The following is a 24898-nucleotide window of genomic DNA, read 5'->3' as shown; positions in this document are numbered from 1 at the left end:
GCCTCCGGCTCGCGTATACAGCGCCCTCCGCGGGTGGTGTAATCGACGGTGCCAGCACCGGAAGAGGGGGTTCGGACGGATCATGGAGGCTGACGCCCTCGCCGTGCCCGGGGCCGGGAATTCCGGTCGTCCGGCAGGCGCGCCGCTCGGAAACGAGCCGCTCGGCGATCTCGGCCTCGCGGGCGACCACGCCGCCATCTGGTCGTACGACTTCGAGACCGAGACCCTGTCCTGGCTGCCCGGACTCGAGAACCTGCTGGGCGGAGGCACGCTTTCCGAAACCGAGATCGAGTCCAGGCTCGCCGATCTGGTGGCCCCGCTGACCTCCGGCACCCGCACTTCGCCGCCTTGGCGCGAGTTCGAACTCGAGCAGTCGTTCCGGAACCCGGCGGGCGAGATCCGCTGGGTCCGGCTGCGCGCCCGCACCATCGGCGACGACAACGGCTCGTCGGGGCTGCTCGGCATCGCCACCGACGTGACCGACGTCCGCGAGAACCGGCAGGCCCTCGAAGATCTCACTGACCGTTACCGGCTTTTGGTCGAACTCAGCCCCGACGCGGTCTGTGTCCACGAAGCCGGCGTTGTCACCTACGTCAACCGAGCGGCCCTCACCGCGCTCGGTGCCTCGTCGACCGCCGAGCTGATCGGGCGGCCGATCATGGACTTCGTCGCCGACGAATCGCTCCCGGCTCTCCTGGACCGGATCGCGTCGCTGCACCGCCAGGGCGCGTCGACCGTCCCCGCCGACACCGTCATGCTCCGCCTCGACGGTACGAAGTACCTGGTCCAGAGCATTTCGGTGCGCACGACCTGGGAAGGCAGGCCCGCGTTCCAGGTCATCATGCGCGACATCAGCGCGCAGAAGGCCGCCGAAGCGACGCTGCGCTACCAGGCCGCGCTGATCAGCCATGTCAGCGACGCGATCATCGCGACCAGCGGCAGCGGCGTGGTGACCAGCTGGAACCCCGCCGCCGAGAACGTCTACGGCTGGACGGCGGGCGAGGCGATCGGCCGCACGGTGAGCGAACTCGTCGGCGCCGCGCTCGACCCGGAAACGGTGCTGCGCCGCCGGGGTGGCGTCATGCAGACGACCCACCGCCACCGCAACGGCTCGACCCTGGCCATCCGCATCTCGGCCGCGGAGATGAACGACGGTTTCGTCCTGGTCTGCGCCGACGAAACGGCCCGCCGACGGGCCGAGCAGCACTACAGCACGGTGGTCGCGTCCCTCGACGAAGGCGTGGTCGTGATCGGCCCGGGCGGTCTCATCGAATCGGCCAACCCGGCGGCGTGCCGGATCATCGGCGTCGACCACGACGACCTCATCGGTGTCCCGTGCGTGACGTTGGAGCTGTACGACGAACAGGGCCGCATCCCGCCCGCCCGGATGCCGTCGGTGGTGACCCGGCGCACCGGGGCGACGCTGACCGGCCTCGTGCTGCGGCTGCGCAGGCCCGCCGGGGACGACGTCTGGATCTCGCTGACTTCGCGGCTGCTGACCCCCGAAGACCCGTCGGCCGAGGCGGTCGTCGCCTCGTTCACCGACATCACCGAACGCCGCGCCATCGGCGAACGGCTCGCCCACGAGGCGACGCACGACCCGCTCACCGAACTCGCGAACCGCACGCTGGTGCTGGACAGTCTCGCCGAAGCGCTGTCCGGCGCCGGGCGCGCCGAGCTGACCACGCTGCTGTTCATCGACCTCGACAAGTTCAAGGTGATCAACGATTCCCTCGGGCATTCCGTCGGCGACAAGGTGCTCCGCATCGCGGGCGAACGCCTGCGCCGGGGCATCGGTGAGAACGATCTCGTCGGCAGGCTCGGCGGCGACGAATTCGTCGTCGTCACCGCGGAGATCACCGAACCGGACGAGATCAAGGCGCTGGCGGAACATTTGCGCGAGGCGCTGACCGAGCCGATCACCGTCAACGGCAGGCAGCTGCACATCGACGCCAGCATCGGCATCGTCACCGCGGCCAACGACGACACCCGGACCGCCGAGGATCTGCTGCGCGACGCGGATGTCGCGATGTACCAAGCGAAAACGCTCGGCCGGGCGCGTTACGAGTTCTTCGACGTCGAGCTGCGCGAGCGGATGCAGCGGCGGCTGCGCATGGAGCAGGACCTGCGCGACGCCCTGCAGAACGAGGAACTCTGGACGGCGTATCAGCCGGTCGTGGACATCGAATCCGGCGAGATGGTCGCCGTGGAGGCATTGCTGCGCTGGAAACATCCCGCGCACGGCACGATCTCGCCCGCCGAGTTCATCCCGCTGGCCGAGGAAAGCGACCTGATCAACCTGATCGGCAAGTACGTCCTGCGCACGACCACCCGCGAGATCGCCAGGCGGCGCGAGCAGCTCGGCATCGACCTGAACCTCAAGGTCAACCTGTCGGCCCGCCAGCTGGACGATCCGCATCTGGTGGCCGGGGTGCAGGACGCGCTGAAGACCACCGGGCTCCCGCCGCACGCGCTGACCCTCGAAGTCACCGAGAGCGCGCTGATGCGCGACCAGGCCGCGGCCGCCGAAGTCCTGACGTCGTTGCGGGATCTGGGTGTCTCGCTGGCGATCGACGACTTCGGCACCGGCTACTCGTCGCTCGCCCAGCTGCAACGGCTTCCGTTGGATACGCTCAAGATCGATCGCACCTTCGTCACCGGCATCGCGGAATCGCGGGACGCGGCCGCGATCGTCAAGAGCATCATCGCGATGGCGCACGCCGTCGACCTGATCGTCGTCGCCGAAGGTGTCGAAGACGAAGAGCAGCTCGCGGTCCTGCGTGAGCTGCACTGTGACCAGGCGCAGGGCTTCCATCTCGGTCGCCCCGCGCCGCCGGACGAACTTTTCGGAGCAGCTGGATGAGTGTCGAGATCAAAGCCGGAGAAGACCGCTACGACATCGTCGTGGACGGGAAACCCGCCGGGTTCCTGGAAACCCGCACGCGTACCGACGCGATCCTGTTCCTGCACACCGAAATCTCGGACGACTTCGCGGGCCAGGGCCTGGCGGGCAAGCTCGTGACCGCCGCGCTCGACGACGTCCGGTCGCAGGGCAGGTCCGTCCTGCCCTACTGCCCGTACGTGCGTTCCTTCATCGCGAAACACCGCGAGTACGAAGACCTCGTCCCCGAGGACAAGCGCGCCGAATTCGAGCTCTGAGCCCTCAGCCCGGGTAGATCTTCAGCAATTTCGCGAGCTCGTCCTCGGTGAGGACGACGTCCAGCTCGCGCAGTGTCGCGTCGAGCCGTTCGGGCGGGATCGTGGTGGTCTCCTTGGTCCCGTCCGGGCGTTCGACGATGAACTCTTCGCCGACGAGTTTGCGGCTGAGCCCTTCCTCCAGACGCATGACCACCAGCTGCCCGGTGAACGGCGACCGCGGATGTGTCGACGTGTAGTGGTGGTAGACCTCGTAGTCGATCCGGTGCATCGGCGTGAGCGTGAAGGCGTGCAGGTCGGTCCAGTCTTCGCCCTCCTTCTTCTGCAGGCGCCACCAGTCGCCGTCGGCGACGAGCCGGTGCGGCCAGCCCGCCTGATCCACCACGGCGCCGTCGACCAGCGGCATCGGCACCAGCATCCCGGCGCCGAAGCCGACGTCGACCAGGTGCTGGACGCCGTCCGCCTCGATCGCGAGCGTCATATGCGTGTACGGCCCGTTCTTCTGCGGCTGCACCCGCGCGACCAGACGGCGCACGGAGTAACCGAGCTGCTCGGCGGCCGCGGCGAAAAGGCTCCCGTGCTCGTAACAGTAGCCGCCGCGATGACGGCCGACGAGTTTGCCGATCACGTCTTCGAGCGCGATTCCCTTGTGCTGCCCCAAAACGACGTCGACGTTCTCGAACGGAACGGCGAGGATGTGCGCCTTCGCCAGCTCGCGCAACGCGGCGGCCGAGGGAGTCGTGCGACTCTGACCGATCCGGCCGAGGTACGCGTCGAGGTCGAGGGTGCCGACGGTCCATTCGTCGACCTGCTCAGCTGTGCTTGTCATGCCACGAGATTGACACCTCTACTTAACTCGAAGTCAAGATCGGCCAACTGGTAACTGGCAACGACCACCGACTTTCGTAAGTTCCACGGACGAGTGACGATTGGCCACCCTTCCGGAGTGAGCCGGTGAAACACACCGGCCTGGAAGGAGAAAGCAGATGAGGACTCGTTCCCTCGTCGCCGGTCTGCTGACCGGAGCGGCCGCCGTACTCGGGTTGGCGATGCCTGCTTCCGCCGCCGAACCGCCCTCGGGCGTTCAGCCGCTGATCGTGGGTGGTGTGGACGCGACCGAGACCTACACCTTCATGGCTTCCATGCAGACCAAGAGCGGCGACCACAACTGCGGCGCGTCCCTGATCTCGCCGGAGTGGCTGGTGACCGCCGCGCACTGCGTCGAGGGCGAGCAGCCCGCCAACTGGCAGTACCGCATCAACACCACCGACCACACCAAGGGCGGCGAGGTCGCCGAGGTCGACAAGTTCGTGGTCCACGAGAAGTACGACGGCTCCGGCCCGTATGACATCGCCCTGGTGCACCTGACCAAGCCGGCGGAGGCGACGCCGATCGAGATCGGCCAGTCGCCGGCGGCGGGCACCGACGTGCGCGAGATCGGCTGGGGGCTGACCTGCCCGACGCGCGGCTGCGGTGAGGCTCCGGTGGTGCTCCAGCAGCTCGACACCAAGGTCGCCGAAGACTCCGGCTGTTCCGGCTCCGGGGCCTACGACGCGCAGACCGAGCTGTGCATGGACAACCAGGGCGGCAAGGCGAGCGCCTGCTACGGCGACTCGGGCGGCCCCGCCGTGGTCAAGAATGGCGACAAGTGGACGCTGGTCGGCGCCACCAGCCGCGGTCAGACCGCCAGCTGCCCGGAGATGCCGGGCATCTACACCGACGTGACCGCGTTCACCGACTGGGTCAAGCAGCAGACCGGCAAGTAGGACACCGCACCGCGCGGTGGCGCCCGATGCTCCTGCGACATCGGACGCCACCGCGCGTTGGCGTGAAATCGGCCCCAGGCATGAAAAAACCGCCTCGATGTGCATCGAGGCGGTTCGTTGAGCGGTGGCCAGGGCCGGGGTCGAACCGGCGACCTTCCGCTTTTCAGGCGGACGCTCGTACCAACTGAGCTACCTGGCCGGGAACGCCGGCGAGGAGCCGAACGATCTTGCGACCCTGACGGGACTCGAACCCGCGACCTTCGCCGTGACAGGGCGACGCGCTAACCAACTGCGCCACAGGGCCTTGCATACTGCTTTGTAACTGTACTGCGTACTCCCAACGGGATTCGAACCCGCGTTGCCGCCTTGAAAGGGCGGAGTCCTAGGCCGCTGGACGATGGGAGCCCGGTTCGGTTTCGGCGAACCGACCGACCCGCGCTCTCCGGTGTCCCCGGGAGCGAACATAACTATAGGACACGCCTGTTTCGGCTCCCGCACAGGGGGTCCTCTAGTTGTTCACAGGGCTGGGACCTGCGAGAACGCGGTGAGTTCAGGATATCAGGGCCGAGGCGTCCCGCAGGGCCTCAAGACGCCGCCGAAGCTCCTCCCGCTCGTCGCCCGTCAGAGTGACGGCGAGGAGTTCGGCCACGCGCCGATCGGTCAGGTCCTCCGCCTGCCGCCACCGCTGCCGCAGATCGCCCTTCGCCTCCGCCGCGGCGATCAACCCGTCGGCGGCCTCCTCGGGCCACGCGGTGCGCAGGAGACGGCCGCGACCGCCCTCCGGATCCGCGACGACCGCCTCGGGCACCGTCAGACCCACCGCGCGAAGGGCCGCGAAGTGGATGCCCCCGCGGAACTCACGGAAGACCATGAGCGCGAACGCCAGCCGCTCGACGTCGTCCGCCGGACGTTCGGCGAGTTGCCAACCGGCGAACAACGCGAGACCGCTCGCGTCCGCGGCGTCCACGAGCCGGAACAACAGATCCGCCGGACGGCCCGGGTCGTCGACACTCGAAAGGTGGACGCGTGCCCAGTTCGCCGATGACCGCGAGTAGGCACGGACCGCGGAGGCCGCGTCGAGCGCCGCCGTCGCGGACGGAAGAGCGAACTCGAAGAGCCAAGACGGGAAGATGCCGAACAGCTCCGCGACCACCTTCGGCGGCGGGTCGCCCAGCACCGCGGACCGGCCGCGGAGGTACAGCGTCCGCGGCGACAGGCCTACCTCCGCCTCGACCTCGGCGAGCTCCGGCGAGGTCATGAACTTCCCGCCCAGCACCTGCACCGGACCCCGGATCTCCCGCGCCACCGCGATCGCCGCTTCGTCGGCCATGTCGTCACACCTTCCCGCCAGTCGTTTGATAACAGTGTTACACAACTGGCGCTCGGGCGTCGAGGACAAACGAAGGCCCGGCCGCGCGGCACACCCCGCGCGACCGGGCCTCGTGAAACGAACGAACTCAGCGCTGGACGGGCGCCTGCCCGTCCTCGTCCAACGTCAACCCCAGCATGTCCAGCAACTGGACACAGTCATCGACGCCCAGCGCCCCGTTGGCCACCGCCAGCCGGGCACGCCGCACCTGGTCGTCGGACACCCGCTGGGCGTCCCCCTGACCCGTGCGCTGCGCCGGCAGACCACCGGCCAACGTCGTCGAGCTTCCCCCATCGGCACCTTCGTACCGAAGGAGGAACTGTCGCACTTCCACAGACCCACCCATGGTTCCTCCAGACGGCCAACGAACAGCTTGGCCGCGAGGCTAGCCAGAGCCGGCCGCGACACACAGCCCCCCGGAGAGTGAACCTGTCGCCACGCTCCGCACAACGCAGAGCGATCACGCGCACACCCGCGCCACATGAACCACAGGCGAACCAGAGGTGGCGCCCTGACCGGAATTCTGCCCGCGCCCACTCGCCCTTCTCAGGAAACCGTGCAACAATCGATTCGCTGACACACCCCCGGTCAGCGCCTGTGGAGATCCCCTCCGACCCCCGCGTTCCTCCCCCTGGCGCGGGGGTCGCTCCGTTTTCTGGGGGCCACCCCCAGACCCCAGGTTCCTTCAGGCGGCGGTTGGCCGCCCATGCCCGATCCCGTTGGTCTTTCCTCTTCCGGTCGCGGGTTGTGATCACAGGAAAAGGTTTTCCTGTCGGCGCTGGGCCATTCGAGACAAGAAAATGGGTGTGTCGTGGCTCACTGTGGTTGGTTTGCCGAGACCCAACCGTTATCGTGGCCCGGTGCCCCTTCCTTCCCTCAGCCGTCGTAGCGGCAGCCGCACGAACCTGAAGCCGGTCAACCCCGGTCGTCACCGCAACTCCCCCACCAAGGAGGCCGAAGCGGTCGTCGAAGACACCGAGCTCACCAGCTACCTTCGTGCCCTCGCCCCGGAAAACGACCCGGAGAGCACCGGCACCGGCAAGCGTTTCGGCGAAGCGCAGGTCTTCCAGCTGCGGATGAACCTCATCGCCTGCGAACAGCTCAAGGACGCCGCGGCCGAGCGGAACCTTTCGCCGCAGGCGCTGGCGCAGGAATGGATCCTCGAGCGCCTTTCGTGGGAGTCGCAGGCCAACTCGGCCCAGCAGCGCCGCCACGAGGAAGCCCACACCGACGAATTCCGCTTCGACGCCAACGCGTGGGAGCAGCCCGTCCCGCGCTGACTCCTCGCCCCGGAACGGAACAGCACAACCGAAGAAGCTTCAGCAACAAAGGGAAAAGCCCCCGGCGAGATCGCCGGGGGCTTTTCCGATCAGTCTGAGCAACGCCTGAAGGGCGGACTCAGATCGCGCGGACCTTCTGGGCCTGCGGGCCCTTCTGGCCCTGACCGACCTCGAACTCCACTCGCTGGTTCTCCTCGAGCGTGCGGAAACCGCGACCCTCGATCTCCGAGTAGTGAACGAAGACGTCGCCCTCGCCGCCATCCTGCGCGATGAAGCCGAAGCCCTTCTCCGCGTTGAACCACTTCACAGTGCCTTGCGCCACCGCTTTACTCCTCGTTGCACATCCGCTTCGAGTGCCTCCGAAGCGACACCCAGACCGTCCCGGGCGGTTCCAACGAGTCGAGCGAAGAGCGCGTCACCGGCTCATGGCTCGCGTCAGAAGTTCCGCGAGTGTGAAGCCACGAACACGCAAAACGACGGCCTGATGGCAGCGTACCGGGATCTGGCCATATTTGAAGCCCGTGATCGGACTCTGGGCACCCCCAAGTACCAAGGTCACCGGAACGTCGTATACCGATCCGGCTTCTGTCGGACCCCCTCGCTAGCCTGTCGCCGCACGCCGACCTCAGATCATCGCCGGACACGGACCGAAGTCGGCCATGCCCCGATCGTGAACTACGATCCACCCGATTGTGACTCGCATCACTCTCGGTGGGATCAACTTACGGGGCTGTCCGGACGTCATGGTCGGTGTACAGGGGAGCAAAGGGGAAGCTTTGAGGTTCACGGAAACCGCGCGCCGCCGGGCGGCGATCGCGGCACTGGGGTTGGTGGCCGCTCTGACGCTGGGGGCGTGCAGCAGCGAGCCGACCGTTTCGGCCAGCGGGCCGGACGGCGGCGGGCCGGTCAGCAGCGACACCGGCGGCAAGGCGCCCGCGCCGGCCAAGTTGACGTACGAACCCGCCGCGGGCGCGCAGGACGTCGCGCCGGGGCAGCCGATCAAGGTCAGCGTCGCCGACGGCACGCTCGACCAGGTCGTGCTGACCAATCCGGACGGCAAGCAGGTCGCGGGGCAGCCGTCCGAGGACAAGAAGAGCTGGTCCACCACCGAGCAGCTCGGCTACGGCAAGTCCTACACCTGGTCCGGCAAGGCCACCGGCACCGACGGCAAGCCCGTCGACATCGGCGGGGCCTTCACCACCGTCAAACCGCGCAAGCAGGTGGGCGCGAACATCAACGTCTTCGACGGGCAGACGTACGGCGTCGCCATGCCGATCACGCTGACGTTCCCGAGCAAGGTCACCGACAAGGCCTCGGTCGAGAAGGCGCTGTCGGTCGAGACCACGCCGAAGACCGAGGGTTCCTGGGCCTGGGTCCACGACGACACTTCGGTGCACTGGCGGCCGAAGGCCTACTGGCAGCCCGGCACCACGGTGAAGTTCAACGCCAAGATCTACGGCGTCAAGATCGGCGAAGGCGTGTACGGCAAGGAAGACCGCTCGGCGAGCTTCACGATCGGCCGCTCGCAGATCGTCAAGGGCAACACCCAGACCCACCGGCTCGTGGTGATCCGCGACGGGCAGCAGATCGCGGACTACCCGGCCAGCTACGGCCTCGACGCCGACCCGGGCCGTGTCACGCCGAGCGGCACGCACGTGGTGATGTCCAAGCACGACACGTACTCGATGACCAACGAGCGCTACAACTACGAGAACATCGTCGTGCCGTCCGCGGTGCGGTTCTCCACCAACGGCGAGTTCATCCACGGCTACGCGCCTTCGATCTGGGCGCAGGGCAAGAAGAACATCTCGCACGGCTGCGTGAACCTGGCGCCGGCGAACGCCAAGGCGTACATGGACGGCGCCCTGGTCGGGGACCCCGTCGAGATCGAGGGCAGCACGGTGAAGATCAACCGGGCCCGCGACTACAGCGACTGGACGTACTCCTGGGAGGAGTGGTCCAAGCTCTCCGCTCTCGCGAGCTGAAGTACTTCCATGGAACCGGGCGGCCGGAGACCCTCTGTGGTCTCCGGCCGTTCGTGTTGGTTGCCGTGCGCTGACTGGAACCTTCCGCGAGGCGCGACACCGCGATCATCCTCCGCTGTTCTTGGAGGGCGCCCCGCAAAAGGTTCCAGTGGGCCTCCGGCCCGAAAGAGGGCGCACGGGTGAAGTCTCCGTCGGGCGCGGAGCGCCCTTGGGGAGACAGCGTTCATGAGAGTTTTCAAAAATCGATGCAACCGATGGCGGGGCAGGACGCATGTCTAACGACGTAAGGCGCCGCGGCCAATGAGCGGCGCCCGGATCGAGGAGACACTCTTGCGTACTCGTATCGCTCTCACTCTCGGCGCGCTGCTGCTGGCGGGCGGCGCCGCCTTCGCGACCACGTCGCTGGCGTCGGCCGATCAGAGCGCGCCGTCGTCGACGGTGACTCCGGCGCCCGAGCCGCCGACCAAGGCGCCCACCACCACGCGGCCGGCCGAGCCGCCCCGCGCCACCACCGCGCCGCCGCGCGAGGTCCCGAAGACGCCTACGGTCGCCGCGCCGGGTGAGCACCGCGTGCCCAAGGCCGTGCCCGCCGGGCCGACCGGGGATCTGCACCTCCCCTCCATCGTCGAAGGAGCCGGTAACTAGGTGACGCCGAGCCGTTCGTCGAAGACCGGGACGGGCTCGCCGTGGGACGGCGAGTTCGCCCGGTACTTCGACGAGCGCGCGCACAATCTGCGTGCCACCGCGTACCTGCTGTGCGGCGACTGGCATCAGGCCGAGGACATCACCCAGGCCGCGCTGCTGAAGCTGTACCTGGCTTGGCCGAGGCTCTCCCGGCACGACGCGCTCGACGGCTACGCGCGCAAGATCGTGCTGCGGACGTTCCTCTCCGAGCATCGGCGCGTCTGGCGCAAACGGGAGAAGCTCACGGACGCGCTCCCCGACGTCCCGGCCGAAATTTCCGGCACGGAACAGGAGATGCTGGTCAGGCACGCCCTGTCCGGCATCGCCCCGAAGCAGCGCGCCGTCCTGGTGTTGCGTTACTTCGAGGATCTCAGCGTCGAAGAGACGGCCACGGCGCTGGGCTGCAGCACCGGGAACGTGAAGAGCCAGGGCGCGCGGGGGCTCGCGACCCTGCGTAAAACGGCTCGGTCCGCATTTCAGTGAACTGGCCTTGAGCGGAGCGCACGACGATGGGAGGTGAGGAGATGGACGAGGACATCAAAGGCGTGCTTGCGCACGGAGCGAGCGGTCCACCGCTGGGCATCCGGGCGGCGGACATCATCGAGCGGGGTGGCCGGATCCGGCGACGACGCAAGCGGCTGGCCGTGGCGGGCAGTTCGCTGGCGACGATCGGGGTGATCGCGTTCGGCGCGCTCGCCGTCGGCGGTCGCGGTGGCGAGGGGCCCGCGCCGATCCAACCCGCGGGGCCGGGCCTGTCGACCATCGCCCCGGCACCGGTCTCCCCCGCGCCCGCCGAGTCGACGCCGCGGCCGGAGGTCACTCCCGAGAATCCGCCTCCCGCCTCCTCCGCGCCGAAGACCGAACCGCCGCGTTCGACGCCGAGGACCCTCACGCCCGGCCGGACGACGACGGCCCTTCCCCCTCGTGCGCCCACTCCGACGAAGCAGCCGAGCGAGCCCCCGACAACGGCCGCGACCCGCTGATCTCCTGTCCGGAACGCCCGTTTCCCGAAGGGTGACTCAAAGTAATCGGAAATTCTCCGACATCGGCTTCACCTGGTGGTTCGTCACCGTATTGGCGGAACGGGGCTCTCGCGGCCGATCCAAAGCGCTGAACCCGGACGTTTGAACGCCTACGGTCGGGGGAACAAACCCTCGACGATGGGTAAGTAAACGGGTGGGTCGGGAGGTCAAACCCATGGCCGAAGAGGCGCTGAGTGCGTCACATCAGGAAAAAGGGGAACCATCGGAGGCCCCACCTGAGCAGATCAGAAAAGCCGTCGCCGGGGCGGCGATGGGTAACTGCATCGAGTGGTACGACTTCGGTGTTTTCGGCTTCATGCCGGCCATTCTGGGGCAGGTCTTCTTCAACGCGTCGAGCACTTCCGAAGGCGCGCTGGCGACCTTCGCGGTCTTGGCGATCACGTTCGTCGTCCGGCCGTTCGGCAGCTTCGTGTTCGGTCCGCTGGGGGACAAGATCGGGCGCCAGAAGGTGCTGGCGCTGACGATCATCCTGATGTCCGGGTCGACGTTCGTCATCGGCCTGTTGCCCTCCTACGCGACGATCGGCCCGGCCGCCGCGGTCCTGCTGATCCTGTTGCGCACCATCCAAGGTTTCTCGGCGGGCGGTGAGTACGGCGGCGCCGCGACATTCATCGCGGAGTACGCGCCCGCCCGGCGCCGGGGTTTCTGGGGCAGCTGGCTGGAGTTCGGCACGCTCGTCGGCTTCGCGATGGGCGCAGGCTTCGTCACGATCTTCACCGTCGTCCTCGGCGACGAGGCCATGCGCGAATGGGGCTGGCGTCTGCCGTTCCTGATCGCGGGCCCGCTCGGCATCATCGGTCTGTACCTGCGGAACAAGCTGGAGGACACTCCGCTGTTCCAGGAGATCGAGAAGAAGAACCAGGTCGAGAAGTCGCCGCTGAAGGCGCTGCTCAAGAAGCACTGGACGTCGATCCTGCACCTGATCGGCATCGTGGTGATGCTGAACGTCGCCGACTACATCGTGATCACTTATCTGGAGACCTACCTCAAGGACGTGGTCGGGTTCAGCGGGCACGCGCCGTTGCTGATCATCCTGGCGACCATCGCGCTGATGCTGGTCCTGATCGTGCCGATCGGCATGCTGTCCGACCGCATCGGGCGGAAACCCATCCTGATCGCGAGTTGTGCCAGCTTCCTGGTTTTGCCCATCCCGGCGTTCTCGCTGATGGGCGCGGCCGCGGACGACCAGAACGGCTGGCAGCTCACCCTCGGCGTGCTGATGATCGCGGTGCCGCTGGTGCTGATCCTGGCCGTGCTGGCCGCGACGCTGCCGGCGATGTTCCCGACACAGGAGCGCTACGGCGGCTTCTCCATCGGGTACAGCGTTTCGACCGCGGCGTTCGGTGGCACGGCGTCGTACGTCATCGGCAGCCTGGTGAACTCGACCGGCGACACCCTGTGGCCCGCGTACTACCTGATGGGCTCGGCGGCGATCGCGGCCATCCCGATCCTGCTGCTGCCGGAAACGGCCGGGGTGTCACTGCGTCGCATCGTGAGCTCGCGGATCATCCGGCGCCGGAAACCGGAAACGGCCACTCCCGGCGGCGCCTCGGAGCTACCGGCGAGTTAACGTCTTTCCATGAGCCGTATCTCGCAGCCGTGGCCGCCGGTCGAAGTCGAACCGGCGACCGTCCACCCGGAAGCCCCCAAGCAGGGCAGCCACCTCGGCATCCACTTCGGTGAGTGTTTCGGGTGCGGCGACGAGATCGAGGCCGGGCTCCACCTGCATTCGACGGTGGGCGAAGGGACGACGGTGTACTCCAAGTTCACCGTCACCTCCGCCCACCAGGGTGCGCCCGGCCTCGCCCATGGCGGACTGCTGGCTTGCGCCTTCGACGAAGCGCTCGGCGCGACCGTCGGCAACCTGCTGCGCCGCCCCGCCGTCACCGGGAAACTGGAGACGGACTTCCTCCGGCCGGTCCCGGTCGGCTCGACCCTGTACATCGCCACGAAACTGGACGGCATCGCCGGCCGGAAGATCTACGTGAGCGCCGACGGACGGCTCGACGCCGAAGACGGCCCCGTCGCGGTGCGCGCGCGGGCGCTTTTCGTGCGGGTCGAGTTCGAGCACTTCAGCACCCACGGAGATCCCGAGGCGCTGCAGAAACTCGCCGCCGCGCACGAAAAGGCCCAGCGCGCCCGCGAGTGGGACATCAACCCCTGAGCATTCAGTCCTCTGAATGCGAGGGCTAGGTGAGGGTTCGCGGCCGGATCGCGTTCGCCTTGTCGACGAGTTCGACCCGCTTGTCGACCGATCCGGCCAGCCTCGCCAACGTCCGATAGCAGCGCTCGAGCCCGAACCGCAGGTCTCGTTCCTCCAAGGCACAGCCCAGCACCTTCGCGCCCGGTGTCGGCTGGTTCTGCGAGTTCAGCCAGCCGTACGCCGCTTCGAGGACCTCGGCCGACAAACGAGTGCGGCGTTCGGCGTCGAGCTGCAAGCGCTCCAACCGCGTCGAGGCGTCGACGAGATCCCGCTCGGACACCATCACCGGATCCTTGCCGCCGCCGTTGATCCTGGTCTTGATCTTGATCGCGGCCACCTGCGCGGCGACGTGATGCGACGACGACGCCGGGACGGCCTCCAGCACCTCGATCGCGCTGGCCCTGGCGCCTTGCGCGAGGTACACGCGAGCGAGCCCGAAGGCGGCGCTGACGTACGACCGGTCCGTTCGCCACACCAGCTCGTAGTAGCGCGCGGCGCCGAAGTAGTCCCCGACCCCTTCCGCGCTGACGGCCAAGGCCAGCTTCGGCGCGATCTCGCCGGGAAGGTCGTCGTACACCGCTTCGAAGGCGACGTGCGCGACGCGGGACCGTCCGCCCGCGAGCTCGATCAGGCCGCGGTACCAGTCGATCCGCCAGTCGTGCGGGAAACCGGCCTTGATCGCGAGGTACTGCGCGGCCTGCAGCTGCCGCTGCGCCTCGACCAGCTCACCGAGCTCGATCCGCGCGCGGACGATGCGCAGCCGGACCTCGATCGACTCGCGCGGTGCCCCGGCCAGCGACTCGATCGCGCCCGCGGGATCGAGCGCGACCGTCGACGCGAGCACGCCTGCGGCCGGGTCGTCCGTGTCGACCTGCGGGATGGGCAGCCCGGCGACCACTTCACCCGGATCGGGCAGCGGCACGCTCCCGCCGTGTTCCGGGACGACCATGTCGACGCCGAACGTGCGGGTCTCCGGCCCGAAGACGGTCGACGCGCCAGGGCGCGGTTTCCCGGTGCCCAGCGCCATGATCTCGCGGAGCACGCCGGTCAGCTGGTCGGCCATCTCCTCGGCCGCGATGAACCGGCGGTCCGGGTCGGTGTGCGTCGCCCGCTTCAGGAAGCGGTAGTACGAACCGAAGAGCGCGAACAGCGGCACGACGTCCGGGCCGGGCAGCGTCGTCTTGTACTTGGTGGTGTAGCCGGAGAATTCGAAGCTGAGCACGGCGAGCGTGCGGCCGACCGTGTACAGGTCCGATGCCACCGAAGCGCCGTGCGTCGCCAGTTCGGGCGCGCTGTAGCCGGTGGTGAAGAACAGCGGGCTCTCGTAGTCGTCGATGCGGCGGACCGCGCCGAGGTCGATCAGCTTGAGCTGTTCGTGCGTCTGGATGACGTTGTCGGGCTTGAGGTCGCAGTACAGCAGGTTCTGGCCGTGCAGGTAGCCCATGGCGGGCAGGATCTCGAGCCCGTAGGCGATCACCTGGCCGATCGGCAGCGGCTCCGGGCGTTTCGTCTCGCGGTGGTGCGCGAGCGCGAGCTGGCGCAGCGACTGGCCGCCGACGTACTCCATGACGATGTAGCCGACCGAGTTGCCGGTGTCGCCGTCCGGGTGCTGCACGAAGTTGTGGATCTTGACGATGTTGGGGTGCTCGACCTCGGCGAGGAAGCGCTGCTCGTTGGCGGCGGCCGCCATCGCGGTGGCGTCGCCGGTGTCGATCAGGCCCTTGAGCACCACCCAGCGGTCGCTGACGTTGTGGTCCTGCGCGAGGTAGATCCAGCCGAGGCCGCCGTACGCGAGCGCGCCGAGCACCTCGTACTGGCCGCCGACGATCTCGTTCGGCCGCAGCTTCGGGACGAAGGAGAACGGGTTCCCGCACTTCTCGCATTTGCCCTCGGGCGAGCCGGGCTCGCCGTCCTTGCCGCGGCCGACCTTCGCGCTGCAGCTGCCGCAGAAGCGTTTCTCCTCGGACACCATCGGGTTCTCGAGGACGGCGGACGCCGGGTCGCGGTACGGCACCTGCGGGACGTCGACGAGCCCGGCGCCGAGACGGCCGCGGCGCGACGTGCGGGACGACGTCCGGCGCGCGGTGCCGGGGAACGAACCCGTTCCGGTGCCGGTCCCCGTGCCGTGGCTGCCCGAACCGGTTCCGGTGCCGGTTCCCCGGCTTTCACTGGAGCGTTCGGGGAGGACGCTTTCCGTGCCCGGGTCCGGCAACGGGCCGGGTCCGCTGTCGACGCGCGGCGTCGGCGGCATGATGCTCTGCGTCTCCGGTGCCGGCGAGGCGAGCACGCTGGTCGGCTGCGGCGCGTCGGCGGGCGCCTGCCATGCGGGACGGACGACCTGGGTCTGCGGGCTCACCGGGGCCATGTCGCCCGGCGGACGCGTCGGGTCCTCGGCGCCGGGGATCGGCCGCTGCTGACCGCGCGGCGGAGTCTGCGGACGCTGGACGGGCGCGTGGTAAACCGTGCGCTCGGCGTCCTTCTCCGGCTCCTGCTTTGGCCGCGGCTCGGAGAGATCGAGCCTGCCGGAAATGGACGGTTCGGGCGTTTCCCAGCGGACCGGCGCCGGCGGCGTCCAGGAGGCGGACTCCGGCTCACGCTCCGGCGTGGCGTCGTCCGGCGCTGCGTGCCGAGGACGGCGCGGCTCTTCCGACACTGGTACCTCCCGACGGCTTGGGACTCGATCCTAGCCGTGAGCAGGCAGGTCATGCCCGCGCCGGGTCGAACCCGCTACGGTGCGGTGGAGAACCGATTCAGCAGGTGATGAGGGGGAGGGACCGGTGCCTGCGTCATTTTCGATGTCGATGGCCCAGCTCGACGTCGTACTCGAAGAACTCGGACTCGGCAGATTCGTGCTGCCCTTCGAGATCCCGACCGTCGGAACCACCATCACCGAACGCGAGCGGCACTGCGAAGAGATCTGGGCCGAGCTTGCCGACCGAGGCTTCGCCCGCGGCCGCGAACTCCTGCGCGACTACGAACAGTCCCTCCGGCTTTGGGCCACCGGGGACTTCGTCGTCACCATGGAGGCGCACGAGGTGGAGCAGGACGCCGAATACCTCTATCGGGGTGCGTGGAACAGCCGCCAGGGCGTCGTGAGCCAGCAGCGCGGCTTCGACATTCTTTTCGAACCGGTCTACCCCGAACAGGTCGTCGCGACCCTGCTCGGTTATCTACCGTCCCTGCAGCCGTTCCCCGGCCGGGTGACGACGTCCAGCACGCTCCCCCCGGCCAAACGACCGGACGACCCGTTCGACGAGGACCCGGACAACCTCCGCCTGGGCGCGGCCGCCCGCTTCTTCGAACACCCGCTCGCGCGACTGGGCACGATCAGCGTCACCCTGCGCGACGACCGGGGCAAACCGCAGCAGAAGAGCGTCCAGTGGTTCGACAGTCTTCAGGGCCGCTTCATGCTCACCACCGACCGCTTCCCCGACGGCGAAGTCCGCCGCACCTTCACCCCGACGAGTGGCTCTCACCTGGCCCGATGGGTCCACGACCTGGTCGAAGCCGCCCGTGTCGGCAGCGCGTGATCCTCGCCAGGAGACGGCCTTCGAGGCCGTTTCCGCTGATATCGTGATCTGACGAGCGCTACGAGTAACCGGGACTTGGTACAGGGGAGAGACCATGACGGACGGCACCGGCGGACCGCCGGGCAACTTCTCCGACATCTTGGGTGACTTCTCGGCGCAGGCCGATCGAATGATGACTGCGGCTAAAGAGGGGCGGTTCGCGGTCAGCGAGGAGGCCGGGGAAGCTCTGAGGACGGCGATCAACGACTACGTGACCGACTGGTCGAGCAACCAGCGACGTTTCTCACGGCTTGCCGAACGACCGAAGCTGGGCACCAGCCCGTTCGCACACCAAGTCGGCCAGCACGCGGTCCGAGTCGCCGAGGGTGATGACCTGTCGGCCAAGACGCAGTTGGACGCCCTACGAGACATACTCAACCGCGCTGAAGAGGCGATCACCCTGGCGAAGACCAAATACCGGCAACGAGATGCCGACAATGCCGAACAGCTGAAATCTCTCCAAAAGGACTGACGCGAACCGACATGATCACGAAATCACGGCTTCTGGTTTTCGCTGCGTTGCCGATCACACTCACCTTTGCGCTTTCCAGCTGTTCGTCGGAGAAACCCGGCAATGCCACACCCGTACCAACCCAGAGTGACGCCTCGTCCAAGACGTCCAGTCCTTCTACGAACGTTTTCGAGGATCTGAAAGCCTGCGATCTGTTGGAGCCGACCACGACTCCAAAGGGCTTCGACCCGCCAGTCGTCGAGACCTACGAGAGCGACAACGGCTGCGCAACGAGGAAGCAAGGATTCGGCTCTGTCAGCATCTACCTCGTTCCAGAGGCCGGCATTGATCAACTGTCCGCAGGACAAGGGACAAAGATCCCGACCAAGGTCGGGAGCCGGGACGCCGTCGAAATCCCCGGCGATGCGGGAACGCAAGCCTGCACAGTCGCAATCGCCGTTACACCAAGCGCCCGGCTGACCGCATCGACATCCTTGAACAAGGGAACCAACGAGGAAGCCTGCGCCCTGTCCAGGGAAATCGCCACGGCCGCTGAACCGAAACTACCCAGGGGAAGCTGATGCTCTCCCGTCTGAGGCTCGGTTCGCTGATCGCAGTAATCGCAATGGCGACGAGCGGCTGTTCGTCCGCACTTTCGGGCGGCGCGGTCACCTCGACACCAGAGACACCCGTGGTGAAGCCGAACGGCCAGTCAGAAGCTGTGTTCGGGAGCCTGAAGGCCTGCGATCTTCTCGAGCCCGTCACTGGCCCAAAGGGCTTCGAACCACCCAGTGTCGAGGCAGCCGAGAGTGACAACGGTTGCGCGACGCGAAAAAAGCGATACGGATCCGCGAGGATCTATCTGGTCGCGGAAGCTGGAATCGATCAGCTTTCCGCAGGTCAGGGCGCGAAGAAGCCGACCAAAATCGGTAACCGGGACGCTGTCGAAATCCCGGGCGACGCCGGCACTCAGTCCTGCACAGTGGCTATCGCAGTCACCCAGGACTCTCGGCTGACCGCATCGACCGGCCTGAACAACGGAACCAACGAGGAAGCCTGCGCCCTCTCCCGCGAGATCGCAGAAGCCGCTGAACCGAAACTGCCTAGAGGCAACTGACGACGGAACGGGAGGGACCATGGTCAACGTCGGGCAAGACGACTTCGACAGCAAGTTCTCCGCGCTGGGCAACCCCGGCCGGACGTACGAGGCCAAGCGGTACTCCGACACGTACAACGAGACCAACGCCGGGCCCGGCGGCAACTCCCTGACCGCGCGGCTGACGGCTGAAGCCAAGGCGGGGCAGTACTCGGCCGATCAGGCCGCGGCACTCACGCAGGGCCAGCAGTTCCGCACCGGTCTCAACCCGTCGGAACAGCGCTATGAAGCCGTCCCTCACGGCGAGCTCAAGAACATGGTCACGCAGGACCTCGATCCGCGGGACATCGACGAGAAGGGCGAGCTCTGGAACAACCAGGGCAACTCCCTGAACAACTTCAGCAACGCCGTCCGCGACGCGATCGGCAAGGAAGGCGAGCACTGGCAGGGCGACGGTGCCAAGTCGGTCACCGATTTCTTCACCAACATCAGCAAGTGGGCCGACACCGCGGGCGACGGCGCGTACCTCGCCTCCAACCGCTTCTCCCAGTCCGCCGCCGCGGCCACCACCGCGAAGAACTCGATGCCCGAAGAGATCCCCTTCGACCGCAACGCCGAGTACAAGAACGCGCTCAACCAGCTCGCGACGGGGAATCTCGCCGGCGCGGTGGACACGGTCGGCAACATCTCGGCCAAGCAGGAGCAGTCGTTCCAGGCGCATCAGCAGGCCGCGCAGGTGATGCACAACTACGACCAGTCGCTCTTCGACGTCAATTCCAAGCAGCCCACCTTCGCGCCGCCGCCGGAGATGGGCGAGTCGACGACGGCGTCCGGGTTTTCCGGGGGTACCGAGCCCAGGGGCTTCAGTGGCGGGCCGGGGCCTGGGCCCAACAATGGTCCAGGGCCAGGAATGCCAGGGGTGCCGGGTGGTCCGAGCGGGCCCGCGCCGGGGCCCGGGATCACCACGGGTGGCGGGCACACCGGCGTGCCGGGGCCGAATCAGCCGGTCAGCGGGCCGCCGGGATCGTTCCGGCCGGGGCCGGGGCCGGGGTTGGCCGCGCTGAACGGGCCTGGCCCCACCGGGCTCGGGCGGCTGGGCAGCGAGCAGTATCGCGGCAAACCCGGCCGGACGACGAGCGGGCCGGGCGGCAGTGCGGCGAACCGGTTGACCAGCGGCGGCGGGTTCGGGCGCAACGGCGGGTCGGGCAACGTCGCCGAGCGGCTCGCGGGCGGCAAGGTCGCGGCCGGTGACGCCGAGAAGCTCGCGGGCAAGGGCGGCGGGTCCGGGTCGGGCAAGCTGCCGGAGGAGCGTGTCGCCCGGGGTGGCGCGGCCGCGGCGGGCAAGGGCGGCGGCCACGGACCGATGGGGGCCGGCGCGCCCGGTGGCCGGGGGCAGAAGGAAGAGGACAAGGAAAAGAAGGCCCCGAACTACCTGCAGGAGGAAGACGCCGACGTGTTGTTCGGCGGCTACGAGGGCGAGATGAAGCCGGTGCCGCCGGTGATCGGCGACAAGTCCCGGTAAGACGAAGCGGGCCGTTCGGGAGCGAATCCCGAACGGCCCGTTCTCACTTGTACTGCGCTGGGGGCGGCGTCCCGCCCTCGAGTTTGTTCCCGATCCACTTGGCGTAGATCGCCTGCCACGCGCCACCGCGCACGTTCTCCAGCACGGCGTTCACATACCGCACCATGTCCTCGTTCTCCTTCGGGATCCCGATGCCGTAGTTCTCCTCGGTGAACCGGTCCCCCACGATCTTCAGCGTCGGATCCTGCGCGAGCATCCCGGCGAGGATGACGTCGTCCGTCGACACGGCCTCGACCTGCTTCTGCTGCAGCATCACCAGGCAGTCCGACCAGTTGTCCACCGAGACCGGCACCGGCTTCGACGGATCCGCCGCGATCTTCGTCAGCGAGGTCGACGTCTTGGTCGCGCACACCCGCCGCCCGGCGAGGTCCGACAGCTGCGCGACCTTCGACCCGGCTTCCACCAGGATCCGTTGCCCCGCTTGGTAATAAGCGGTCGAGAAGTTGACCTTCTTCAGCCGGCTGCAGGTGATGCTGTAGGTCCGCACCACGATGTCGACCTGCTTCTTCTCGAGCACTTCTTCCCGGAGTTTCGACGGGATCGCCCGGAACTGCACGCGGCCTTCCGCGCTGCCGAAGATCGCCTTCGCGATCTCGTTGACCATGTCGATGTCGAACCCTTCGAGCTGGCCCGACGTCGGGTTCCGGAAGCCGAACAGGAACGTCGTCTGGTCGACGCCCGCGATGAGCTTGCCCTTCTCCTTGATCTTCGCCATCGTCGAGTCGCTGGTGATCGACGTGCCGTTGGTCGGCCGCAGGCTGGCCAACGGGTTGCAGCTCGTGTCGGTCGTTCCGCCGCCACCGGTGTTGTCGGCGCCGCCGACGTTCGCGGGCAGCGGCGGCGCGACGTCGCCGACGGGAGCCGGGTCCACCGGCGACCCCGCGCTGCCACAAGCCGTCGCCAGCACCAACACCGCGCCGAGCACGGCCGTTCGCAGACCGTTCCGCATCACCGGTACTCCCTCAGCCGTTCACGGATTCCCAAGGCCGACCCCGCCGCCGCCAGCACCGCCAGCACCGCGATACCCGGCGCGAGCAGGGTCAGCGCGCGTTCGGCATTGCGGGTGTCGTCGAGGAATTCCTGTCGTCCCACGTTGATCGCGGCCACCAGGTTCTCGTCGAGCCGCAGGAACGCCCCGGCCGCGCCGTCCTTCTTGTCGTCGCGGATGGCCGTGCCGACGGCGTCCTGGTAGAAGCCGTCGTCGTCCTGCCGCCGCACCTCGGCGTGCGCCTTGAACCACGCCGACGCCGCCTGGATGGCCGCGTCCACCTTCTCCGCGGCCGGGCCGCCCGCCGCGAGCCCGCGGGCCTCGCCCAGCAGACCGCCTTGGCCGTCCGTCCCGCCGAGTTGCGCGGCGAGATCACCGAAGTTCTTTTCGTACGCCGCGCCGTCGCCGCGGGCGACGAGGGTCAGCGTTTCGTCGGCTCGCGCCTGCAGCGCCGCGATCCTGGCCCGGACGAGCACGTCCACCTGGTGCGAGCCGTCTTCTTCACCGCCGCCGACGAGGGTGCTCTGCACGATCAGCGCGACCGAGCCCCACAGCAGGGCGACCACCACCGACGCGGTCGCGACGACGAGCCCGACGTTCAGCAACCGGTTGGTCTTCCGCGTCAGGTGCACCTGCGTGACGATCAGCGCGGCGAGCAGGGCGAGCACCAAAGCCGTTGCCAGCCAAGGGAATCCGGTCGCGTCGTCCTGTTCGGCGGCGAGCCGGTCGGTGTCGGTCCGGTAGAGATCCTGTGCGGCGGGAAGGATTTTCGACCGCATGAGCTCCGACGCCTCGCGCAGATACGAGGCACCGACGGGATAACCCTGCCGGTTGTAGACGCGAGCGGTCTCGATCAATCCGGTGTAGACGGGGATCTCGCGGCCGAGGATGTTGATCTGCTCGGCCGCCTTGCCGGCGCCGGACGAGTCCGATGCGGCCTTCGCCAGCGCGGCCCCGGCCTCGGCGATGTCGCGTTCGTACCGCTGGCGCATCGGGAGCGGCTCGGCGCCGATGGAGAGGAACGAACTGGCCGCGGTCGCGTCGGCGTCCGAAAGCGCGCGATAGACCTGTTGCGCGGCGGCGGCCAGCGGTTCGCGGTGGTCGATCAGGCCGTTGATCGTGTCCTTCTTGTCCTGCGCCGCCAGCGTCCCGAACAGACCTGCGACCAGCGACAGCAGCACGAGCCCGATCGCGATCACCGACAGCCTGCCCGGCGTGGTCGCCGCGGACCGGACGATCGCGCGGATCCCGTTACCCGGCAGCTCGAGCAGCCCGGCGATCCCGCCGCGGCCTTCCGGCGCGGGGGGTGGCGCGGGACTCCCCGGCCGGGTCACAGTGCTCGTCATCGCCGATCCTCCCCATTGGCTCTATCCGCAAGAAAGGTATCCGAGTCGGGATCAGCGCAGCCAGTGACACCGGGGTGTGTCATCGGCACGTGATCTGCGGGCCGTCAACCCCGGACGGCGGGTGCGACGGAATGCGGCAGGACCTCGCCGTCGGCGGGCCGCTCGACGACCACCTCGACGTCGTCGTCGAACCGGTACGGCCGGGCCAGCAGGAAGCCGCCGAAATGCCGCCTCATCCTGGACATCTCCGCACGGACGGTGACGGTGCGCCCGGCGTCGCCGAAGAGGTCGAGCGACAGTTCCGACGCCGATCTCCCCGCTCGATGGAGCGCGAGGACGTACAGCATCTCCGCGTGCCGCGGGCTCAGCCGATGCGACCAGGTGCCCGCCGCGCCCGAGACGCGCAGCGTGCTTTCCCGCGACGACCTCAGATCGAGCACGACCCGGGTCGGCGGCGCGTCCTCCTCCTCGGTGAGCCGGACGAGCCAGCCGCCGGGCAGCGGCTCCAGCAGGCAGTCGCCGTACGTCGGCAGCCACGTGCGACCCGGGGCCGCGTCGTTCGGCAGCGCGATCCGGCCGACCGGGACGAGCCCCGCCGAGGCCGCGATCCAGCCGTGCGGGTCGGTGATGACCGCCCGCCCCTTCACCTTGGCGAGCAAGGGGGTGGCCAGCCCGCGTAACCGTTCGAGATCCGAGAGATGCGTGGTGCGCAGATGCGCTTCGGCGAGCTTCGCGACCGCGTCGACCAGGGCGAGGGTGGACGGATGCACGGTGGAAGCCGGTCCCGAGAGGTCGACCGCGCCGAGCAGCCTGCCGTTCCTCGGATCGTGCAGTGGCGCGGCGGCGCAGGTCCAGTCGTGCTGGTTGCTGACGTAGTGCTCGGCCGAGTAGACCTGCACCGGATGCCTGGCGACCAGCGCCGTCCCGATGGCGTTGGTGCCCGTGGCGGGCTCGTGCCAATCGGCCCCTTCGACGAAGCCGAGCCCGTCGGCGCGACGGCGGACCGCGGTGCTGCCGTCGCGCCAGAGCACCCGGCCGTCGGCGTCGACGACGACCATGATGTGCGCGGCCTGCTCGGCGAGGCCGATCAGGCCGCCGCGAAGGGCGGGGAGCACGGTCGCGAGGCCGCTGTCGCGACGCCGGGCTTCCAGCTGTTCCGGGGCGAGCGGAGGGGTCGGCGAGCCGCGGTCCGGGTCGAGGCCCAGCCGCCGCATCCGCTGCCAGGACGCGCCGATCACCGCGCGGGGCCTGCCCGGGAGCGTGGTCCCGGCGAGCGCGGCCTCGCGCACTTCGGCGAGGGCACGCGCGTGCCGCCGCGGATCCGCACCGACCGGCAGCGCCGCCTCGAGCTGCACCTGGCCTACTCCTTCTGCTCTGTTCAGGCCAGTGTGCCCGGGTGGCCCGGGGAGCGGAAGGTCTCTGTGACCTGGGCGCGGGCTATCCGGGGAAGGGTGCGTCCGCCAGGCGGGGCGCGGGAAGGGCCGCCGTCGGTTTCCTGCCCAGCAGCAGACCGGTCCTGGTGGCCTCGGCCATCACGGCGCGGACGTCGACGCACCACGGCCCGTCCGGCTTCAATTCGACGAAAGCGCTCTCTCCCGGCTTGAGCACGAAATGCGGCTGGCCGTCCAGCGCGATGGAGCCGCCGCCGGCGGCGAGATCGACGCGGACCCCGGCGTGCAGCACGCTCCAGCCGCGGACACCCACCGCCCGGACGTCGCCGGGCGCGATCGGCGCCTGCACCACGTACGGCGTCTCGTCGACCGGCCCGAGCGAGACCGCGACACCGTCCACAGTGGACTTCGGGCTGGGACAGAGCCGCCCGGGGATGCTCGACAGCCCGACCCCGTCCGGAACCGCGAACGTGCAGTACAGCTCGGTCAGCGACGCGGGATCCCACCGGCTCTCCGAGCACACGCTGACGTCGGTCAGCGCGATCTCACGGCGTGCCTTCGTGACGACCTCGAGCACGGTGGCGCGGTTCGTGACCAGGTCCGTGTCCACCTGATGGGTGGCCACCAGCCCGGCGGCGAGCCCGGCGACGGTGGACTCGTCGGCGCCACCGGCGGGCAGCATCAGCAGCGGGACGTCACCGCAGGCGGCCGCCGCGGCCCGCATCATGCTCTCGTTACCGAGGCAGATGAGCACGCTCGCACCCGCGTCCACCATCCGGCGGACGGTGCCGATGATCTTGCCCGCGTCGGCCCACACCATCACGCGGCCGACGCCGGCCACCCTCAGTGCCGAACGCAGGCCCTGGATGTCACGCTCCGAAGCGGGGTTCGCCACGATCCCCGCAACCGCTTCGCCCACATGTCCTCCGCTGCCGCGCCAAGTCCCTACAAGGAAACGACGTCCGGGCCACGAAAGAAAGAGTTGCACG

23 protein-coding genes, 3 tRNA genes and 1 pseudogene are annotated in these 24898 nt (G+C 68.5%); 15 read left to right on the top strand and 12 right to left on the bottom strand.

Annotated features, from left to right (window positions below; genetic code table 11):
- Nucleotides 1-82: 82 nt before the first annotated feature.
- On the top strand, nucleotides 83-2863 hold the full coding sequence (locus tag AORI_RS43015) for a sensor domain-containing protein (RefSeq protein ID WP_016330854.1): 2781 nt from the start codon (nucleotides 83-85) through the stop codon (nucleotides 2861-2863).
- Nucleotides 2860-3159 (top strand): GNAT family N-acetyltransferase, encoded by a 300-nt coding sequence (locus AORI_RS43010; RefSeq protein WP_016330853.1) that lies wholly within the window; start codon nucleotides 2860-2862, stop codon nucleotides 3157-3159. Before AORI_RS43015 ends, AORI_RS43010 begins: the two co-directional genes overlap by 4 nt.
- A gap of 4 nt (nucleotides 3160-3163) precedes the next feature.
- Here AORI_RS43010 and AORI_RS43005 read toward each other — a convergent pair whose 3' ends face one another.
- Nucleotides 3164-3985, bottom strand: a complete 822-nt coding sequence (locus tag AORI_RS43005) for an arylamine N-acetyltransferase family protein (RefSeq protein WP_016330852.1) — start codon at nucleotides 3983-3985, stop codon at nucleotides 3164-3166.
- A gap of 157 nt (nucleotides 3986-4142) precedes the next feature.
- Here AORI_RS43005 and AORI_RS43000 point away from each other — a divergent pair, with 157 nt between their 5' ends.
- Nucleotides 4143-4922 carry a S1 family peptidase gene (locus AORI_RS43000; RefSeq protein ID WP_016330851.1) on the top strand — a complete coding sequence of 260 codons (780 nt, stop codon included), beginning with the start codon at nucleotides 4143-4145 and terminating at the stop codon, nucleotides 4920-4922.
- A 125-nt stretch (nucleotides 4923-5047) separates the two neighbouring features.
- On the opposite strand, the gene AORI_RS42995 is transcribed toward AORI_RS43000, so the two are convergent.
- From AORI_RS42995 to AORI_RS42975, 5 genes are all read right to left on the bottom strand, one after another.
- A tRNA-Phe gene (locus AORI_RS42995) sits at nucleotides 5048-5121 on the bottom strand.
- 31 nt (nucleotides 5122-5152) lie between these two features.
- Nucleotides 5153-5226, bottom strand: a tRNA-Asp gene (locus tag AORI_RS42990).
- A 28-nt stretch (nucleotides 5227-5254) separates the two neighbouring features.
- A tRNA-Glu gene (locus tag AORI_RS42985) sits at nucleotides 5255-5327 on the bottom strand.
- A 145-nt stretch (nucleotides 5328-5472) separates the two neighbouring features.
- Nucleotides 5473-6252, bottom strand: coding sequence for an SCO6745 family protein (locus AORI_RS42980; protein WP_016330850.1), 780 nt, complete (start codon nucleotides 6250-6252; stop codon nucleotides 5473-5475).
- A gap of 127 nt (nucleotides 6253-6379) precedes the next feature.
- Nucleotides 6380-6637 (bottom strand): hypothetical protein, encoded by a 258-nt coding sequence (locus AORI_RS42975; RefSeq protein WP_020633070.1) that lies wholly within the window; start codon nucleotides 6635-6637, stop codon nucleotides 6380-6382.
- A gap of 514 nt (nucleotides 6638-7151) precedes the next feature.
- On the opposite strand from AORI_RS42975, the gene AORI_RS42970 reads away from it, so the two are divergent.
- Entirely contained in the window at nucleotides 7152-7571 is a 420-nt protein-coding gene (locus tag AORI_RS42970) for a hypothetical protein (RefSeq protein ID WP_016330848.1), read from the top strand.
- A 118-nt stretch (nucleotides 7572-7689) separates the two neighbouring features.
- Here the strand turns inward: AORI_RS42970 and AORI_RS42965 are convergent, their stop codons facing one another.
- Nucleotides 7690-7893 (bottom strand): cold-shock protein, encoded by a 204-nt coding sequence (locus AORI_RS42965; RefSeq protein ID WP_003097368.1) that lies wholly within the window; start codon nucleotides 7891-7893, stop codon nucleotides 7690-7692.
- Nucleotides 7894-8314: 421 nt separating this feature from the next.
- Here AORI_RS42965 and AORI_RS42960 point away from each other — a divergent pair, with 421 nt between their 5' ends.
- The 6 genes and pseudogenes from AORI_RS42960 (at nucleotide 8315) to AORI_RS42935 (ending at nucleotide 13447) form a co-directional block, all read left to right on the top strand.
- A complete protein-coding gene (locus tag AORI_RS42960; RefSeq protein ID WP_016330847.1) occupies nucleotides 8315-9556 on the top strand; it encodes a L,D-transpeptidase in 1242 nt (413 codons plus the stop codon).
- Nucleotides 9557-9856: 300 nt separating this feature from the next.
- Nucleotides 9857-10201, top strand: coding sequence for a hypothetical protein (locus AORI_RS42955; protein WP_016330846.1), 345 nt, complete (start codon nucleotides 9857-9859; stop codon nucleotides 10199-10201).
- A pseudogene (locus tag AORI_RS82120) lies at nucleotides 10202-10760 on the top strand (SigE family RNA polymerase sigma factor). It abuts the gene before it with no gap.
- Nucleotides 10761-10764: 4 nt separating this feature from the next.
- The gene (locus tag AORI_RS42945; protein ID WP_228688287.1) at nucleotides 10765-11223 is read left to right on the top strand and encodes a hypothetical protein; all 459 of its coding nucleotides are present in this window, start codon (nucleotides 10765-10767) and stop codon (nucleotides 11221-11223) included.
- A 214-nt stretch (nucleotides 11224-11437) separates the two neighbouring features.
- On the top strand, nucleotides 11438-12853 hold the full coding sequence (locus AORI_RS42940) for an MFS transporter (protein ID WP_016330843.1): 1416 nt from the start codon (nucleotides 11438-11440) through the stop codon (nucleotides 12851-12853).
- A gap of 9 nt (nucleotides 12854-12862) precedes the next feature.
- A complete protein-coding gene (locus AORI_RS42935; RefSeq protein ID WP_016330842.1) occupies nucleotides 12863-13447 on the top strand; it encodes a PaaI family thioesterase in 585 nt (194 codons plus the stop codon).
- Nucleotides 13448-13472: 25 nt separating this feature from the next.
- Here AORI_RS42935 and AORI_RS42930 read toward each other — a convergent pair whose 3' ends face one another.
- Nucleotides 13473-16139 carry a tetratricopeptide repeat protein gene (locus AORI_RS42930; RefSeq protein ID WP_016330841.1) on the bottom strand — a complete coding sequence of 889 codons (2667 nt, stop codon included), beginning with the start codon at nucleotides 16137-16139 and terminating at the stop codon, nucleotides 13473-13475.
- 124 nt (nucleotides 16140-16263) lie between these two features.
- On the opposite strand from AORI_RS42930, the gene AORI_RS42925 reads away from it, so the two are divergent.
- The 5 genes from AORI_RS42925 to AORI_RS83205 all read left to right on the top strand — a co-directional run bounded on the left by AORI_RS42925 (nucleotide 16264) and on the right by AORI_RS83205 (nucleotide 20124).
- On the top strand, nucleotides 16264-17016 hold the full coding sequence (locus AORI_RS42925; protein ID WP_228688286.1) for an ESX secretion-associated protein EspG: 753 nt from the start codon (nucleotides 16264-16266) through the stop codon (nucleotides 17014-17016).
- 94 nt (nucleotides 17017-17110) lie between these two features.
- Nucleotides 17111-17527, top strand: coding sequence for a hypothetical protein (locus AORI_RS42920; protein ID WP_016330839.1), 417 nt, complete (start codon nucleotides 17111-17113; stop codon nucleotides 17525-17527).
- Nucleotides 17528-17538: 11 nt separating this feature from the next.
- Complete coding sequence (locus AORI_RS82705) at nucleotides 17539-18087, top strand: DUF3558 family protein (protein ID WP_081809627.1); 549 nt, start codon at nucleotides 17539-17541, stop codon at nucleotides 18085-18087.
- A complete protein-coding gene (locus tag AORI_RS83210) occupies nucleotides 18087-18623 on the top strand; it encodes a DUF3558 domain-containing protein (RefSeq protein ID WP_123798257.1) in 537 nt (178 codons plus the stop codon). The genes AORI_RS82705 and AORI_RS83210 overlap by 1 nt, the downstream gene beginning before the upstream one ends.
- 19 nt (nucleotides 18624-18642) lie before the next feature.
- The gene (locus AORI_RS83205) at nucleotides 18643-20124 is read left to right on the top strand and encodes a PPE domain-containing protein (protein ID WP_016330838.1); all 1482 of its coding nucleotides are present in this window, start codon (nucleotides 18643-18645) and stop codon (nucleotides 20122-20124) included.
- A 43-nt stretch (nucleotides 20125-20167) separates the two neighbouring features.
- Here the strand turns inward: AORI_RS83205 and AORI_RS42910 are convergent, their stop codons facing one another.
- The 4 genes from AORI_RS42910 to AORI_RS42895 form a co-directional block, all read right to left on the bottom strand.
- Nucleotides 20168-21133 carry a glutamate ABC transporter substrate-binding protein gene (locus tag AORI_RS42910; protein WP_043847856.1) on the bottom strand — a complete coding sequence of 322 codons (966 nt, stop codon included), beginning with the start codon at nucleotides 21131-21133 and terminating at the stop codon, nucleotides 20168-20170.
- Nucleotides 21133-22518 (bottom strand): hypothetical protein, encoded by a 1386-nt coding sequence (locus AORI_RS42905; protein ID WP_016330836.1) that lies wholly within the window; start codon nucleotides 22516-22518, stop codon nucleotides 21133-21135. Before AORI_RS42905 ends, AORI_RS42910 begins: the two co-directional genes overlap by 1 nt.
- Before the next feature lie 104 nt (nucleotides 22519-22622).
- Entirely contained in the window at nucleotides 22623-23873 is a 1251-nt protein-coding gene (locus tag AORI_RS42900) for a GAF domain-containing protein (protein ID WP_016330835.1), read from the bottom strand.
- 82 nt (nucleotides 23874-23955) lie between these two features.
- Nucleotides 23956-24828, bottom strand: coding sequence for an ATP-NAD kinase (locus AORI_RS42895; RefSeq protein WP_016330834.1), 873 nt, complete (start codon nucleotides 24826-24828; stop codon nucleotides 23956-23958).
- Between the last annotated feature and the right edge of the window lie 70 nt (nucleotides 24829-24898).

Source organism: Amycolatopsis keratiniphila, from assembly GCF_000400635.2.
Classification (GTDB): Bacteria; Actinomycetota; Actinomycetes; order Mycobacteriales; family Pseudonocardiaceae; genus Amycolatopsis; species Amycolatopsis keratiniphila.
The sequence above is the reverse complement of the archived record's forward strand: the minus strand, read 5'-3'. Positions and strand labels throughout refer to the sequence as shown.

Coding starts and splice junctions, on each gene's coding strand:
- AORI_RS43000 (WP_016330851.1), top strand. CDS start 4,143: ATGAGGACTCGTTCCCTCGTCGCCGGTCTGCTGACCGGAGCGGCCGCC.
- AORI_RS42980 (WP_016330850.1), bottom strand. CDS start 6,252: ATGGCCGACGAAGCGGCGATCGCGGTGGCGCGGGAGATCCGGGGTCCG.
- AORI_RS43010 (WP_016330853.1), top strand. CDS start 2,860: ATGAGTGTCGAGATCAAAGCCGGAGAAGACCGCTACGACATCGTCGTG.
- AORI_RS42955 (WP_016330846.1), top strand. CDS start 9,857: ATGAGCGGCGCCCGGATCGAGGAGACACTCTTGCGTACTCGTATCGCT.
- AORI_RS42960 (WP_016330847.1), top strand. CDS start 8,315: ATGGTCGGTGTACAGGGGAGCAAAGGGGAAGCTTTGAGGTTCACGGAA.
- AORI_RS43005 (WP_016330852.1), bottom strand. CDS start 3,985: ATGACAAGCACAGCTGAGCAGGTCGACGAATGGACCGTCGGCACCCTC.
- AORI_RS43015 (WP_016330854.1), top strand. CDS start 83: ATGGAGGCTGACGCCCTCGCCGTGCCCGGGGCCGGGAATTCCGGTCGT.
- AORI_RS42910 (WP_043847856.1), bottom strand. CDS start 21,133: ATGCGGAACGGTCTGCGAACGGCCGTGCTCGGCGCGGTGTTGGTGCTG.
- AORI_RS42935 (WP_016330842.1), top strand. CDS start 12,863: ATGAGCCGTATCTCGCAGCCGTGGCCGCCGGTCGAAGTCGAACCGGCG.
- AORI_RS83205 (WP_016330838.1), top strand. CDS start 18,643: ATGGTCAACGTCGGGCAAGACGACTTCGACAGCAAGTTCTCCGCGCTG.
- AORI_RS42945 (WP_228688287.1), top strand. CDS start 10,765: ATGGACGAGGACATCAAAGGCGTGCTTGCGCACGGAGCGAGCGGTCCA.
- AORI_RS82705 (WP_081809627.1), top strand. CDS start 17,539: ATGATCACGAAATCACGGCTTCTGGTTTTCGCTGCGTTGCCGATCACA.
- AORI_RS42940 (WP_016330843.1), top strand. CDS start 11,438: ATGGCCGAAGAGGCGCTGAGTGCGTCACATCAGGAAAAAGGGGAACCA.
- AORI_RS42975 (WP_020633070.1), bottom strand. CDS start 6,637: ATGGGTGGGTCTGTGGAAGTGCGACAGTTCCTCCTTCGGTACGAAGGT.
- AORI_RS83210 (WP_123798257.1), top strand. CDS start 18,087: ATGCTCTCCCGTCTGAGGCTCGGTTCGCTGATCGCAGTAATCGCAATG.
- AORI_RS42905 (WP_016330836.1), bottom strand. CDS start 22,518: ATGACGAGCACTGTGACCCGGCCGGGGAGTCCCGCGCCACCCCCCGCG.
- AORI_RS42920 (WP_016330839.1), top strand. CDS start 17,111: ATGACGGACGGCACCGGCGGACCGCCGGGCAACTTCTCCGACATCTTG.